Source organism: Paenibacillus sp. PL91 (assembly GCF_012935325.2).
In the GTDB taxonomy this organism is placed as follows: domain Bacteria; phylum Bacillota; class Bacilli; order Paenibacillales; family Paenibacillaceae; genus Pristimantibacillus.
The window spans coordinates 709,070-723,357 of the sequence record NZ_JABBYG020000002.1; the positions used below are offsets into that span (position 1 = coordinate 709,070).

The 14,288-nt window shown below is 49.7% G+C and carries 14 protein-coding genes; 4 read left to right on the forward strand and 10 right to left on the reverse strand.

Going from position 1 to position 14,288, the window contains the following annotated elements:
* The 3 genes from HI950_RS08675 to fabF form a co-directional block, all read right to left on the reverse strand.
* Positions 1-1,005 carry a FecCD family ABC transporter permease gene (locus HI950_RS08675; RefSeq protein ID WP_169083444.1) on the reverse strand — a complete coding sequence of 335 codons (1,005 nt, stop codon included), beginning with the start codon at positions 1,003-1,005 and terminating at the stop codon, positions 1-3.
* A 148-nt stretch (positions 1,006-1,153) separates the two neighbouring features.
* Positions 1,154-2,776, reverse strand: a complete 1,623-nt coding sequence (locus HI950_RS08680) for a helix-turn-helix domain-containing protein (protein WP_169083445.1) — start codon at positions 2,774-2,776, stop codon at positions 1,154-1,156.
* Positions 2,777-2,876: 100 nt separating this feature from the next.
* On the reverse strand, positions 2,877-4,115 hold the full coding sequence (gene fabF, locus HI950_RS08685) for a beta-ketoacyl-ACP synthase II (RefSeq protein WP_169083446.1): 1,239 nt from the start codon (positions 4,113-4,115) through the stop codon (positions 2,877-2,879).
* A gap of 122 nt (positions 4,116-4,237) precedes the next feature.
* On the opposite strand from fabF, the gene HI950_RS08690 reads away from it, so the two are divergent.
* The gene (locus HI950_RS08690) at positions 4,238-5,080 is read left to right on the forward strand and encodes a helix-turn-helix transcriptional regulator (RefSeq protein WP_169083516.1); all 843 of its coding nucleotides are present in this window, start codon (positions 4,238-4,240) and stop codon (positions 5,078-5,080) included.
* A gap of 30 nt (positions 5,081-5,110) precedes the next feature.
* Here HI950_RS08690 and HI950_RS08695 read toward each other — a convergent pair whose 3' ends face one another.
* The 7 genes from HI950_RS08695 to HI950_RS08725 form a co-directional block, all read right to left on the reverse strand.
* Positions 5,111-5,707, reverse strand: a complete 597-nt coding sequence (locus tag HI950_RS08695) for an ABC transporter ATP-binding protein (protein WP_169083447.1) — start codon at positions 5,705-5,707, stop codon at positions 5,111-5,113.
* Positions 5,697-6,620 (reverse strand): oligopeptide/dipeptide ABC transporter ATP-binding protein, encoded by a 924-nt coding sequence (locus HI950_RS08700; protein ID WP_169083448.1) that lies wholly within the window; start codon positions 6,618-6,620, stop codon positions 5,697-5,699. The genes HI950_RS08695 and HI950_RS08700 overlap by 11 nt, the downstream gene beginning before the upstream one ends.
* A 24-nt stretch (positions 6,621-6,644) precedes the next feature.
* Complete coding sequence (locus HI950_RS08705; protein ID WP_169083449.1) at positions 6,645-7,502, reverse strand: ABC transporter permease; 858 nt, start codon at positions 7,500-7,502, stop codon at positions 6,645-6,647.
* Positions 7,499-8,491 carry an ABC transporter permease gene (locus HI950_RS08710; protein ID WP_411268081.1) on the reverse strand — a complete coding sequence of 331 codons (993 nt, stop codon included), beginning with the start codon at positions 8,489-8,491 and terminating at the stop codon, positions 7,499-7,501. The genes HI950_RS08705 and HI950_RS08710 overlap by 4 nt, the downstream gene beginning before the upstream one ends.
* 25 nt (positions 8,492-8,516) lie before the next feature.
* Positions 8,517-10,064 (reverse strand): ABC transporter substrate-binding protein, encoded by a 1,548-nt coding sequence (locus HI950_RS08715; RefSeq protein ID WP_169083517.1) that lies wholly within the window; start codon positions 10,062-10,064, stop codon positions 8,517-8,519.
* Between the two features lie 784 nt (positions 10,065-10,848).
* Positions 10,849-11,298: a nickel-responsive transcriptional regulator NikR gene (gene nikR / locus HI950_RS08720; RefSeq protein WP_169083451.1), complete on the reverse strand. Its 450-nt coding sequence runs from the start codon at positions 11,296-11,298 to the stop codon at positions 10,849-10,851.
* Between the two features lie 46 nt (positions 11,299-11,344).
* Positions 11,345-11,656, reverse strand: a complete 312-nt coding sequence (locus HI950_RS08725) for a Dabb family protein (RefSeq protein WP_169083452.1) — start codon at positions 11,654-11,656, stop codon at positions 11,345-11,347.
* A gap of 117 nt (positions 11,657-11,773) precedes the next feature.
* On the opposite strand from HI950_RS08725, the gene HI950_RS08730 reads away from it, so the two are divergent.
* The 3 genes from HI950_RS08730 (at position 11,774) to HI950_RS36370 (ending at position 14,038) form a co-directional block, all read left to right on the forward strand.
* The gene (locus HI950_RS08730; RefSeq protein WP_169083453.1) at positions 11,774-12,088 is read left to right on the forward strand and encodes a hypothetical protein; all 315 of its coding nucleotides are present in this window, start codon (positions 11,774-11,776) and stop codon (positions 12,086-12,088) included.
* A gap of 176 nt (positions 12,089-12,264) precedes the next feature.
* Positions 12,265-13,695, forward strand: coding sequence for a MocR-like pyridoxine biosynthesis transcription factor PdxR (gene pdxR / locus HI950_RS08735; RefSeq protein WP_169083454.1), 1,431 nt, complete (start codon positions 12,265-12,267; stop codon positions 13,693-13,695).
* A gap of 208 nt (positions 13,696-13,903) precedes the next feature.
* On the forward strand, positions 13,904-14,038 hold the full coding sequence (locus HI950_RS36370) for a hypothetical protein (RefSeq protein WP_262985678.1): 135 nt from the start codon (positions 13,904-13,906) through the stop codon (positions 14,036-14,038).
* Positions 14,039-14,288: the final 250 nt, after the last annotated feature.

Here is a 14,288-nt window from a genome sequence, read left to right on the forward strand (position 1 = left end):
TTACAGCTCCCGCCTTTCTTTGCGGGCCAAATACAGAAAGAAAGGCACGCCAACTAATGCAACCATTGCGCCTATTGCAAATTCACGAGGTGGATTGACCATTCGCGATGCGTAATCGGCCCATACGAGCAAAATCGCCCCAAGCAATGCGGAGAAAGGAATGATTTTACGATAATCAACGCCCATGAGCCTGCGGGCAATATGCGGCACAACTAGGCCAACAAAGCCGATTGAGCCCGCTGCCGAAACGGAAGCACCTGCTAGAATAACCGCAGCAGTCATGCCAAGAACTTTGATTGTACCCGTATGTATGCCAAGACTAGCAGCCGTCTCATCCCCAAGCGACAAAAAAGTAATGGAGCGCCCCATCGTCGTTGCCCATACAATGACAAGGAGTACAATCGGTGCGAGCAGCTTCAAATGCTCCCACTTCACTCCCGCAACGCCGCCAGCGTACCAAAATGCGAGATCCTGGCTCAAATCATAATAAATCGCAATTCCGCTGCTGAAGGAATGAAGGATTGCTGCTACGACAGCGCCAGCTATCGTTAGTCTAATGGACTGGAGCCCTCCTTGTGTCGCCGATCCCAGCAGTACGATTAACAGCGTGCTTAGCGCCGCACCCAAGAAGGACATCAGCATGAGCTGCGAATAAGACAAGCCCGGCATAAAAGCGAAGCAAAGCGCAACGACGAAGGCACCTCCCGCATTCACGCCAAGAATGCCGGTATCCGCCATCGGATTGCGTGTCACGCCCTGCATAAGTGCGCCGGCAACTGCGAAGGCCATACCGGTTACTGCCGCGCCAAGCACGCGCGGGAGCCGATATTCATGCATGATTTGATGGGCCGTCAAATCAGGATTGTATTGAAAGACCGCAGACCACGCCGTTCCAAGGCTAAGCTCCTTCGCACCACTCGATATAGCCCAAAATATAGACATCAACAGCGCTGCTAATGCCGCTGCATACCAAATCGTTGTGTTCCATGTTTTATTCCCTGTCATAAGCTTCTAAATGAAATAGGCCTCCCTTCATTCTTTAATATTGATAATCATTATCATCAACTCATTATACCTTACCCTCTCTTTGCGTACATGACATAATTCAAGATGGCTTCATGGATTATTCCAAGATCGAAGACGCTCGCGGCTGCTACATAGTGCCAAGCAGCCGCTCGATCTCCTCTAATTGTTGATCAATGACATGCGGGGCATACACGATCCACTTCTCCCAATCGATAAAATACAGCTTATTGTTTTTGACAGCCGGATGCTCCATCCAATTACGATTAGTGCGAATGAGCTGCATCACCCGCATATGGTCAGCCTCAGTCTCACATGAGATAAACAAGTAATCCGATTCAAACTCCTTCATTTCATCCGGTTTAATCGACATCCAGTTAAAGCCAGTTCCAATAGCATGCGGAGCCTGCGCAGCGCTTATTCGCTCCGGCATCGCAAATTGCAGCGAACGATAAAAGATGTGGCCGATGTTCCGTGTGCCATAAATCCTCAGATCATTTTTGCGTGCCACGCATATCGCTACCGTTGCATCTCCGATTAATAAGCGAGCCTTCTTTCGCACCCGTTCCGCCAAACGTTCATGATTGTCCATCCATTGCTTTGCCGCCTGCTCTTTATCAACAAGCTCTGCAATTTCTTTCAAATGGGTGTAAATATCTTTGCTTACCCAAGGAATGGGTACAATCGGGGCGATATCGTTAATATGCGCCCTCGCTTTCGAAAGAACATTGTCCTTGCAAACGATCAAATCTGGCTTCATATCGCTAAACGCTTGCCTGCTAATCTCCCATGTGTCGGTAGCATGCTTCGGCAAAGTAAGCTCCTTCGTTACGAAAGGCATAAAGCGATGCATTTGCGCTGCGCAAGGCCGAAGACCAAGCGTATATAAATGATCCGTATAAGGGGAAGAGAGGGAAATGATATTCAAACCTTGCTTTCTCGTATAAATCGTAGGCGAATAACCGCTCGTCTCTTTAAAACGACGGCTGAAATAAAATTCATCCTCATAGCCGACATCCGCTGCAATATCGTTGACTGGCTTATCAGTCATAAGGAGCATCTCTTTTGCTTTGTTCATTCGCAAATGAGTTAGATAAGACACGGGGGTTTTATCCATAGTCCGCTTAAATATTTGCGCGTAATAGGAAGGATGCAGCTGCGCTAATTCAGCAAGCTTGTTTACCCGAATCTCTTCGCGGTAATGGCGCTGCATATATTCGAGGGTCAATCTCAGCCGGCCCTCTATTTCGTTATTTGCAACTGGCTCGGCATGACGAAGCAGCCCCTCCAGCAATTCATACAAATACTGCTGTCCGAGCAGGCGATTCCTTTGTTTAAGCTGCTGCCCATCCGACGTAAGCAAATAAAAATAGCGCTTGAACTCTTTGCCGCTGGTCCGAAGCTTGCCTTGCAGCGGAAAGGATGTCTCGCGCAAATAGGATCTTCCTGTATCCGAGCTCTCGGTCAAACGAAACCAATCAAACGCGATCCAGTAAAGCTCGGTGCTGGAATCAGATAAGAGCTGCAAGTCCACAGTCGAGCCGAGTATTAGGACATGCAGCGAATCACGCTCGATTCGGTTCAGTTGTCCGTCGATGCGGATGCTGCCGTCGCCCTTTGCGACGTAAAGCAAAATATGCTGGGCCAGCGGAACATTTCCGCCTGCCCAGCTCGGTGACTCCGTGCTTTTACACGCTTGCTCTATTTCAAAAATAACGTCACTTAATAATTGACCATGCTCAAGCGTGCTCATACCAGCCGCGCCCCTCCCGGATTTTTATCGCTGCCAGCGGCAGAAATAAATGAAAATCATTATCAATTGTAATGAAAATCCGGGATGATTTCAATCATTTTCAAGCTGTATATTTTTTCAAAATAATAACCGCATTGTGGCCGCCAAAACCAAAGGAATTGGACATTCCGATGTCAATATTCGCTACTCGCGCTTTGTTCGGCACATAATCGAGATCGCAGATCGGATCAGCTTCCTCTTGATTAATCGTCGGAGGAATGATGCCCTCCTGTATGCTTTTCACCAGAGCAATGGCTTCCACACCGCCTGCCGCACCCAGCATATGACCCGTCATCGACTTGTTCGCCGTCACTGGAATGCGGTACGCTAGCTCGCCGAACAGCTTTTTGATGGCCGCCGTTTCCGAACGGTCGCCTATTTCCGTGCTGGTCGCATGAGCGCTGATAAGATCAATTTGCTCCGGCTGCAGGCCAGCCTCGCGCAGCGCGTGCTTCATCGCCTGATACGCGCCGATGCCATCCGGATGAGTCGCAACCATGTGATACGCATCCGAGCTGGCGCCATAGCCGATCACCTCCGCATGAATGCGGGCTCCTCTGGTTAGAGCATGTGACAAGGATTCGAGGACGAGAATGCCCGCTCCCTCAGCCATAACAAATCCGTCACGTCCCGCGTCAAACGGCCGGCTTGCAAGCGAAGGCTCCTCGTTGCGCGTCGAAATCGAGGTTGCGTTGCCGAAGCTGGCGAGCGATATGTCCGTAATGGCTGCCTCCGAGCCCCCTGCAATCACGACATCCGCGCTGCCCGACCGAATAAGCCGCCAAGCTTCGCCAATTGCCGTATTCCCGATCGAGCACGCGGTAACCGGCGCCATCGACGGCCCCTGCGTGCCGAACCGGATGCTGATCATCGCAGCAGCCATATTGGCGATCATCATCGGAACCAGCGTCGGGCTAACCCTCTCAGGGCCGCGTTCATGCAGCACCTCAGCTTGACCCAGCAAAGTCTGAATGCCGCCGATGCCGGAACCAACATAGACGCCAACGCGCTCCCGGTCGGTCTGATCCAGCGAAAGCGCCGCATCCTCAAGCGCTTGCTCAGCAGCCGCTATGGCAAATTGGCTGAAGCGGTCCATCCGGCGTGCCTCTTTGCGGCCAAATCGCTCATCCGCATCAAAATCTCGCACAATACCTGCGATTTTAGCTTTGTGCCTTGCTGTATCGAAAGAGTCAATCTCTGAAATGCCTGACTCTCCTTTCAATAAACGATCCCAAAATTGCTCTACATCGTTTCCGAGCGGCGAAATAACGCCCATCCCTGTAATAACGACCCGTTCCATCGTAAATCCCCCTTCACGAATACCTTGATGAAGTGTAGTTTGTCATAGTTGTTATCCTATTACAAGTTGTAGTTTATTATAGTATAATGAGTACCACTATAATGAATAGGATGGATTCTATGATTAATCGAGAAACGAGACTTCAAGCGTTATCCTCCTTTCTAAAATCAAAGCGAGCCAAAATTAGGCCGGAGGAAGCCGGTTTTCCAGCTGGAACGCGGAGGAGAACGCCCGGGTTAAGGCGCGAAGAGGTCGCTTCCCTAGCCGGCGTCAGTCCAACCTGGTATACATGGCTTGAGCAGGGCCGTGATATTAAAGTATCTGCATCCGTTCTCGATTGCGTCGCAGCAGCGCTGCAAATGAATGACGATGAGCGAAAGTACTTATATGCGCTCGCGCTCGAAAGCGGGCACGGCCCCATTCAAATGAACGAGGAGCAGTCGGAGATTACGCCTTCCTTGCAGCGGATTTTGCAGGAGCTGCGCTTCTGTCCGACCATAATATCCGATCGCCGCTGCCAGATCGTCGGCTGGAACCAAGCGGCCTCTCATGTGTTTATGGATTTCGAGCAAATTCCGGCTGACCAGCGCAATATGATCCAGCTATTGTTCACTCGGAAGGAATTTCGGCGGCTTGCCGGCAATTGGGAGCATTTTGTAGGCGGTTTTCTTGCAATCTTTCGCGCTTATTACGGCCAATATGTGCAGGATGATTGGTATGAGCGTTTTATCGAGGAAATGAAGGGGATCCATCCGGAGTTTCAATATCTTTGGGAGCAAAGCCAGGTTAGCTCTGCTCCCGATGTACTGCTGGAATTTCGCCACGCGAAGGTAGGGAAAATGCTATTTCACCTGACTTCCTTTCAAGTGCAAGGAAGCACCGACCTTAGGTGCAGCGTCTATACGCCGGCGCCTGAATCGTCGACGGAAGCGAAGCTGCGACGGCTTATGGAGAAGCAGGATTAACGATGGATGATGGACATCCATCACCCTTTGCTAGCCGAATTGGACCGTGCGGCTGCAAATTTTATTTACAAGGGCATGATCATGGCTTATCACGAGCAATCCGATCTGACGGGCATGGACGATATCCAGTACGGTGTGCCAGATTTGTGCCTGCGTAATGGCATCAAGCATCGTCGTCATTTCATCTGCGATTAGAAACTTCGTCTTAGGACCAAGCGCTCTCGCCACGCAGCAGCGCTGCAGCTCGCCTCCCGACAATTCATTCGGATATCGGCGCAGCCACTCCTCTTGAATGCCAAGCGCCGCAAGAAGCTCAGCATCTGGCGTCCAGCCCTCCGTTAGCGTCTTAGCCATTCGCCACCTCGGGTTAACCGCGCGTTCCGGATGCTGAAAAATCATTTGTACCGGATCATAGCTGCATTCATGATCGCTTCGGCCTGGAGCGGCAACCTCGCCAGTCATAGGTTTTGCATAGCCTGCTAATAGGCGCCCCAGCGAGGTTTTACCGCTTCCGCTCGGGCCGATCAGGCCTACCGCTTCTCCAGGGGAAATTGCGATGCTGAAATCCTGAAACAGCCAAGAACCGCCCGGATAACGCCAACCGAGATTTCTTCCTTCAAGTTGCATGTACGCACCTCACCATTCCGCCTCTTACTTCGCGGGGCTCCGGTCTGCTGACGCTGCATGATTCTACAGCTTGGCTGCAGCGCGCAGCAAATAGGCAGCCTTGCACATCCGAGCTCCTCGAAGGCTGCGTGCCGGCAATCGGTTCAAAGCTGTTTTGCGGCAGCGCGCGCCATAAAGCTTGGCTGTAAGGATGACGCAGCTTCTCGCCGTTCCCATGAAAATCTGCTGTCGGTGCAAGCTCAACGGCCGTTCCCGCATAAAACACGGCTACTTTATCCGCGATACGCAGCGCCGCCTCAATGTCATGCGTTATGAATAAGACCGCGCAGCCCCCCTCAGCCAGCTGCTTGAATCTTCCCAAAGCCTCCGTTACATCATCCGGATGCATGCCTGGCGTCGGCTCATCTGCAATAATGAGCCGCGTTCTTCCAAGCGCAGCGGTCGAGACGAGCACCTTGCGCGCCATGCCGCCTGAGAGCTGAAACGGAAAGAGCCGTTCCACATATTCTCCGAGTTGAAACCGATCAAATAAGCCTCTCCGCTCCCTGCGCTGCTCGTCCCCGTCAGCATTCGTCCGCAGCTGCTTTCCTATCCGCATAAGCGGATCAAGATAGCTGACCGACTGCGGAACGAGTGCGATTTCCTTCCCGCGGTAAAGCTTCAGCTTTGCCTCGTCGAGCAGCTCGCCGCCATAAGAAATGTTTCCTGTCAACTCGACGTTTTTCGGCAAAATGCCCATAATGGCGTGGGCGAGCAAGCTTTTGCCCGATCCGCTTGCTCCAACGACAGCTACGACCTCGCCTTCGTTGATGGAAAAATCAAGCTCTTCCATGACGGTAACCTTTTGCTGAGTGCTGCCTTTTGTATATTGAATGAAAGAAATCGATAGTTTGCTTACCTCAAGCAGAGGCATGCTGCTCCCTCCCTTCCTTTGCTGTTATAGATGCGTATTCCGAGGATCAACAAGCTGCCTAAGATGGTTGCCAAGTTTATCGAACGCACGTACCGTTGCCAGCAGGCCTAAGCCTGGAAATACAGCCAGCCACCACATGCCAGTCGACAAATAACGCATCGATTCGGAGAGAATGATTCCGATTGCCGGCTGATGCGGCGACATGCCAAGGCCAAGAAACGTTATCGCTGCTTCATGAAGTACCGCATGGGGAAATAGAATTAGGAACCCCACAAGCAATTGCGGTAACAAGTGAGGCGCCAAATGGCGCGCTGCCACGTGATAGCGCGATCGTCCGAGCTTCCTTGCCACCAGCACGTATTCCGCCGACATGAGCTGGAGCGCTTCGGCGCGTATAATGCGAGCAAGGCTAGGCCAATGGGTGAGCATGATGCCGATCGCAATCCCTTTCAGGCCGCCCCCGCATACGAAGGCGATTAGAATGAGCATCACAAGATGGGGAACGCTTAGAAATACATCGATTAGCCATGTGATGATCCGGTCAGCCGTCTTTCCAAGCGTTGCCGCCATCAAGCCCATGAGCGCAGCAATCACGACGCTGCTGGCCGCTCCGAGCAGCCCCACCTGTATGCTTAAGGCGAGTCCTTTCACCGTGCGGGAGAGCATATCTCTTCCGAGCCAATCCGTTCCGAACAAATGGGCAAGCGACGGTGCCAAATTCCGATTTTCCAATTGCACGGAGAGTCCTGCCGAGCCTAGCAGCCAGCTGCCTAGTCCGATGCCTGCAAGCAGAATCGCTGCTCCTGCTGCGGAAAAGAGTGTACGCCGCCTCTCGTTCCAGCTTCGATCACTATGCTTCTTTGTTGATGCAAGCTGACTCATTCTCGCACCTCCTTCCCAAGCCGAAGCCTTGGATCAATCATGCGATAGAAATAATCTGCTAGCGCATTTCCTGTAAAAACGAACAGCGTGCTGCATAAAACAAGTCCCATCAGCAGCGGCACGTCGCCTCTGAGGCCTGCCTCCACCGTTGCTTGTCCGAGCCCGGGATATGAGAATACCTGCTCCGCCAGCACGGCGCCTCCAAACAATTCGCCAAATGAAGCGAACTGAAGCGTAATGGCGGGCAAGGCGATATTGCGCAGCCCGTGCCGAAGCAGCAAGCTCATTCCTCTCTCTCCTCTGGCTCTGGCAAACAAAATATAGTCGCTGTCCATGACATCAATAAGCTTTTGCCTTGTATGCAGCGCAATAGGCGCGATGCCCACAACGCTTAGCGTAATCGCTGGCAAAATCATATGCTTCACATAATCGCCAATTGTGACGCTGCTCGATAACACGCCTGCTGGAACGCCTAGCCCAATCGGGAGCCAGCCCAGCCATACCGCAAAAATCATCATAAGCACCAAGCCGACCCAAAAGGCGGGCGTCGATGCAAGCGTGTAGCAATAGCTTTTGATTAGCCGGTCGACCCACGTATCTTTTTTTAACGCAGCGGCAATGCCTGCTGTGAAGCCAATAACGCCCGACAGCATCCATGCAAACGCCATAAGCAGAGCAGAATGCATAAATCGCTCGGCAATCACTTTGGTTACAGGCTCGCGGTAGATCATAGACGTCCCCAAATCGCCCTGAAGCAAAGCCGACGCCCATTTCAAAAACCGTTCTGCGAACGGTCGGTCAAGGCCCCAATAAGCGGCGATTTCCTGCCTTTGCTCCGCCCCGACGCGCATCACATCTGCCCCGATGTACGACTGCACCGGATCGATCGGCGACATGGCGACTAGCGCAAAAGCAATGATGCTGACCGAGGCGAGCAGCGCGAACAGGCGAATGATCTTTTTTCCCAAAAATAAGGCCAACCCTTGCATCATCCCAATTCCCTCTTCCCGCCCGTTACTCTTTCCTGCTCCAGCTCTCGATATTGTCCGTTAGCGGCCATCCGTGTCCATGCGGCTGTATGCGCTGCTTGCCGATATCCAGTCCATCCTTCACCAAATAAAGATGGTCGATATTAACGAGCCATGCCCAAGGCGCATCGCCTTTGATGCTCAGCCCCGTTTGACCGTCCCATTGCGCTTTTTTCCAAAAGGCAAGCGATTCCTCCTCTGTGCGGGCATCAAGCGCTTGCTCGAACCATTTGTCGACGGACGGATTGCTGTAATAGCCTGTATTGTAATAGTCGACGCCGCCAAAGGAGCTGCTGTACAGGTTGTACATTTCCAGCGGATCATGGCTGCCCCAGCCAAGTAGAATCGCATTTGAATTCATCAGTTTTTCGATTTCATCCCAGCTCTTGCCCTCGACGTTCATCCGAATGCCTGCTGCTTGAACCATTTCAGCGGCAGCGAGCGCGAGTGATTGCCTCGTCACGTCTCCTGACGGATAAAGTAGCGTAAACTCCGCTTTCAGCGTCCCTTTTTCTACGATGCCGTCGTTATCGCTGTCTGTCCAGCCGCCGTCCGATAATATTTTTGCTGCAGCTTCCGCGTCATTGTCCTTGATCGCAGAGTCCTCATTCCACCACGGAAGTCCATCATTGGCGGTATAGGCCGGTGAGCCGTAGCCTTCCAAAATGCCATCGACCAATTGCTGGCGATTAATGACGGTATTGATAGCCTTGCGTATTGCGATATCCGCCGTTACATCATTGCCGATCGGATAGCTCTCCTCTGTCTTGCCGCCCGCCTTCACGTAAGGGAATGCGATGCCGCGGTTATCGACCGACTTCACCGCTTCAAGATGCATGCCTGCGACCTGATGCTTGCTGAAGGCTGACGGAATGTACGCGATATCAACTGTGCCCGCCTTGGCAGCTGCAAAAGCCGCATCCTCATTTAGAAATAGGAAGGTCAGCTTTTGAAAATGAGGCCTGCGCCCATAATAATTGGCATTGGCTTGTACGATTAACTGCTGCCCTCGATCCCACTGCACAAACCTATAAGGGCCCGAGCCGATTGGATTTTCTGCATATGTACTGCTATAGGCATGCTTAGGTACAATGCCGGTCGTAATGAGAAAATAAACAAAGGTCGATTGCGGCTTCTTCAGGTGAAAAGAAACCTCATTTTGCCCCGCCTCAACGGATGCCAAATTCGTTAAATCAATGGCTGCTCCGTTGGTTGCCGCTGTGTCAAAGGTAAATTTCACATCCTCGGCAGTGAGCGGCTTCCCGTCGGAGAACAACACATCCTGCCGCAATTTGACCGTCCATACCTTCCCATCCTCGCTAATCTCGTAGCCGGTGGCCAAATCATTTACGATTTTTAGATCATCGTCACGCTTTAGCAGCGTGCTTTGAAATAGCGGAGAGCCATAGCGTCCCCAGCCCTTTGTCGGGTCAAAGCCTGTCTCCGGTTCAGCGCCTATCGCAACAACGAGATCATCGGCGTTTGTCTCAACGCTAGCTGGCTTTGTCCCGGCGCAGCCTGATACAACGATCATGACGATTACGGTAGAGATGATTCCTGTAAAAATTTTTTTCAATGGAGTACCCCTTTTCAAATGTCAACTTTCGTAACACGATTATGTGATATTGTAACACGATAAGCTCATCATTTCATTATCTTTTTCACTGTATTTGCTTATAAAACGGCTCTATTATCGCTTGTGATTGATATACGACCTAAAGAAAACCGCCCTTTGAAAGGCGGTTGGTTTAACGATCGTGATCCTTTATTAATTGAGAGATTTTCAGTTAAGGTAAAGGTCTTTATTGATCCCTAGCTCCCTCGTGAATGTACTAAACAATAGAGTAATTGCTCGATCCATTCTATTTTTGAGTGTTCCGTTAATCACTTTCAGATTTCGCTTTACGCAGGGAGTGCAAGTTTTTTTCGCCTTTAACCCAGAAGAATCCGGTTTAACGCTAGTTGAAGATAGCAATAATGTTTGTCCATTAAGCGATATATTTAATAATCCGTTTAACTTGCTTTTTGGCAATCGCTGGGTTTCAACAACTTTTAATTTTAAAGTTCCGAAGATTCTATATGAAAAGAGGCGATCCGCATCACCGACCGCCTCTTTCATATGTGATAGATATTTAGAAAACAAAAAAAGTCGAGGGATTGCCAAAGCACGGGGAGCCGCCAATCGCGACTGTTATTTTCAACAACAATGAAGTTCCTCCGCCAAAAGCCTAAAGCTCCTACGTATTCTCTCAAATCATTACGATAAAACTTTAGAGCAACTTGAATTTGTAGAGATGTAAGCACCTATAAGAGGTTTACTAGGTATGCTTATGCTCCGTGTCATGCTGATGCTTATCTGCATAAGTTACGGAAAGCTCCGCGTAGACAACGCCCTTTTGTGCTTGAATTTGCTGATTCAACGATCGTAGCCGGGAGAGCTGCCCTCTAACGACGATTACCTCTAAACATTGATCGTGATTCAAATGGACATGCATGTTGGAGATGATGTCATGATGGAAGCGGTGCTGCACCTCCATGAGCACGATTGGAAGATCGCTCGCATGGTGATCATAGACGAGGACAATCGTGCCCGCAACATGCTCTTGGCCATTCATGCGGGCAGGCTCAAGCAAAGCTCGCCTTGCCAAATCGCGAATAGCTTCCGATCGATTCGAATAGCCCTGCTCATCCGTATACCGATCGAACTGTTCGATTAGCGGAGAAGGAAACGATACACCAAACCGAACCAATTCTTCTTTATCAGCCATGTATTCACCCTGCCTGCATCAATTAATTAAAACATTCGCCATGCTGCTATTTTTTATTCGAAATAGGATAATCGATTACGATTACATTATCGATGAGGCCATCCAGCTTGCTCACAAAGCTTTGATGGGCAGGATGCGGTCCATATGCGAGCAGCGCCTGTTGATCAGCAAACGTCACACGGAGTCCGAGCGTATAGCCTTGGATGTTCCCCGTTTCCGTCGTTTCATTAATGCCGGCTGTCAGTTCTACGATACCCGGTATTTCTGAAGGCAGCGCATATAATGCGTCCAGCAGCTCTTTTTCCAAACTGGCAGACAGCTCCTCTTTAAACTTAAACGACACTAAATGCTCATACATGTTTCGTCATTCTCCCTTCGATTGCGATGATCATTTCCTCTATCATATCACGGACAACTTCCAAGATGTTATAATCAAAACGATCGTTAGGACAATATCATTAAAGGAGAAATAGCGATGAATGAGCTGGTGAACGAAGCCTTGAATACTGCGTTAAGAAACTGGAACGCGATGTCGAGCTCGAGTTTTGACGAAGCGGAAGGATCGGCCGATCAATTCGAGTCGTCGTTCTATACTTTTATCGATGCTGTTCGGCTTTGGGCGAATACTGAATTGAAGCCAATGCCACAAACCGTTGAGCAATTTCTTGCATTGCCAATGGTTATCGCGATTTTTGACAAGCTTCCCGCTCCGCTGCATTTAAACTTCGAAACAGAGGCAGAGCTCATCGTGGACCAAATCATTCGTATCGACGACGAAAAATACGATTAGCGCAGCGAAAAATACGACACTGCATATAAGATTTCTTCGACCAACTATCCCCTTTTATCAAAAATAAATTGGAGGGTCTATAATACTTCCAATTGGATCTGTACATATTAAAGCTAATCCTTTACCTTAATGGTAGGATCAGACACGTCATCATTCGCAAAAGGTGTTGGTAGACCATGTGGAAACCCGATCGTTCAGCACAAACCCCCTTATACCAGCAAATTGTCGATCATATCCAGCGCGCTATCTCTTATGCGGAGCTTCCGCCCGGCAGCAGCCTGCCTTCCGAGCGAAAGCTGGCGGAGCAGCTCGGCGTTAACCGCAGCACCATCATACAAGCCTATGAAGAACTGCGCGCATCCGGATTAGTGGAAAGCACGGTCGGCAGAGGCACACGCGTGAGTCTGACTAAATGGGGCATTTCACCTACGAGTACGCCAAATTGGCGGCAATATACGGAGGGCGGCACCTTCCTGCCTAATCTCCCTCTTATGCGCCGCGTTCGTGAGGTTACGCAAAACGACTCGTCGATCATTAATATGGCGAGCGGCGAGCTGTCGTCCGATCTATTTCCGAACGAGTTGGTCAATCGTATTTTGCGGGAGCAGTCGTTTCAGGAGCATCTTGGCTACGATGATCCACAAGGCTTTTTTCCGTTGAGAAAATCACTCGTGGGCACCCTCAAGCATTACAATGGCATTCAAACGACTGAATCATCCATGCTCATTACATCCGGCTCGCAGCAGTCTTTATATTTAATTACGCAGTGCTTGCTGTCTCCGGGCGATGCCGTTGCTATAGAGGACCCTTCTTACAGCTATTCGCTGCCGATGTTCCAATCGGCTGGCTTACGAATTTTCCGGCTGCCCGTATATGAGGATGGTATCGATCCGGATGATATTGCGAGCCTCTATCGCCAGCATCGCATTCGGATGGTCTTTTTAAATCCCAATTACCAAAACCCAACCGGCACCATCCTCAGCGAGTCAAAAAGAAAACGGCTGCTGAAGATTGCTGCAGATTTGCGCATTCCGGTCGTCGAGGATGATCCGTTCAGCTTGACTGCCTTTGATGGAAATGTACCCGCTTCGCTCAAATCGCTGGATACGGACGGAATCGTGCTCTACATCGGTTCGCTTTCCAAAATAGCCGCTTCTGGGCTTCGGATCGGCTGGATGGTTGCCCCCCAATCAGTCATTGAACGTTTAACCGATGCAAGGCAGCAAATGGATTTTGGCTTAAGCATTCTTCCGCAATGGGTTGCGGAACGGCTGCTCGCCTCTGAACATTTTGACCAGCATATTGTGCTATTGCGCCAAGCTTTATATGAGAAGCAGCGGATCATGGTACAGACATTAACGGATACGCTGCAAGGAAAGGTAAGCATTGTCCCGCCGCTCGGCGGATTGAACTTATGGTGCAAAATCAATCAAAAAATCGATGATGCGAAGCTTTTGGAAGAATCGATCAGAAGAGGCGTGGCATTTGTGCCCGGAAGCGTCTATGGCTCGGAGCCCGGCTATATCCGGTTTTGCTTTGCGAAACCCAAGTACGAAGAAATATATCCCGGAATCGCCGCATTCTCGGATGCATTGGAGAGCTTTTGATTTACAAATTAATCATCTGATTTATTTTGAGATCGGTTTGGGAACAATCCAACGATTAATTTGTACATCGGTTTTGAGATTGGTTGTGAGATTGGTTTTGAGATTGGTTTTGATATCAAGATTGATAGAAATCTAATATTAGTCTTAAAATTATCCATGAAATCAAACTTGGAATTTAACTTAATGTGGATGAAAGGAGGCTGGAGCAATGACTTATATTATTATTTTGAGCGCATTGTTTTTCGGCGGCATTATTTATATTCTGATGGCTGGCGCACAAATTATACGCGAGGATGATCACATTCAGGATCAAATATTGAAGCAGATGAACGAATCTCATTAAAGGAAACTTTGTATAGCGACCAGAAAACGCGGGAAGCAATAAGTAAGGTCACATAAATTTAAAGATAAAACGAGCCTTTAGAATCACTTCTTAGGCTCGTTTAGCTTATTGAGAGACATAAAAAAACTAGAATCCTCTAACTAATCTCGTAAAAGTAAAAATAACAGGAAAAATACATCTAGAATAAAAAGTGGACACCTCGTTAAGAGAAATCAATAATGAATATATCTAGGAGGTGTTCGCATGGGTG

Excerpts from the sequence above, each read along its gene's own strand:
- HI950_RS08675 (WP_169083444.1), bottom strand. The coding sequence starts at position 1,005 with ATGACAGGGAATAAAACATGGAACACAACGATTTGGTATGCAGCGGCA.
- HI950_RS08680 (WP_169083445.1), bottom strand. The coding sequence starts at position 2,776 with ATGAGCACGCTTGAGCATGGTCAATTATTAAGTGACGTTATTTTTGAA.
- fabF (WP_169083446.1), bottom strand. The coding sequence starts at position 4,115 with ATGGAACGGGTCGTTATTACAGGGATGGGCGTTATTTCGCCGCTCGGA.
- HI950_RS08695 (WP_169083447.1), bottom strand. The coding sequence starts at position 5,707 with ATGCAACTTGAAGGAAGAAATCTCGGTTGGCGTTATCCGGGCGGTTCT.
- HI950_RS08700 (WP_169083448.1), bottom strand. The coding sequence starts at position 6,620 with ATGCCTCTGCTTGAGGTAAGCAAACTATCGATTTCTTTCATTCAATAT.
- HI950_RS08705 (WP_169083449.1), bottom strand. The coding sequence starts at position 7,502 with ATGAGTCAGCTTGCATCAACAAAGAAGCATAGTGATCGAAGCTGGAAC.
- HI950_RS08710 (WP_411268081.1), bottom strand. The coding sequence starts at position 8,491 with ATGCAAGGGTTGGCCTTATTTTTGGGAAAAAAGATCATTCGCCTGTTC.
- HI950_RS08715 (WP_169083517.1), bottom strand. The coding sequence starts at position 10,064 with ATGATCGTTGTATCAGGCTGCGCCGGGACAAAGCCAGCTAGCGTTGAG.
- nikR (WP_169083451.1), bottom strand. The coding sequence starts at position 11,298 with ATGGCTGATAAAGAAGAATTGGTTCGGTTTGGTGTATCGTTTCCTTCT.
- HI950_RS08725 (WP_169083452.1), bottom strand. The coding sequence starts at position 11,656 with ATGTATGAGCATTTAGTGTCGTTTAAGTTTAAAGAGGAGCTGTCTGCC.
- HI950_RS08730 (WP_169083453.1), top strand. The coding sequence starts at position 11,774 with ATGAATGAGCTGGTGAACGAAGCCTTGAATACTGCGTTAAGAAACTGG.
- pdxR (WP_169083454.1), top strand. The coding sequence starts at position 12,265 with ATGTGGAAACCCGATCGTTCAGCACAAACCCCCTTATACCAGCAAATT.
- HI950_RS36370 (WP_262985678.1), top strand. The coding sequence starts at position 13,904 with ATGACTTATATTATTATTTTGAGCGCATTGTTTTTCGGCGGCATTATT.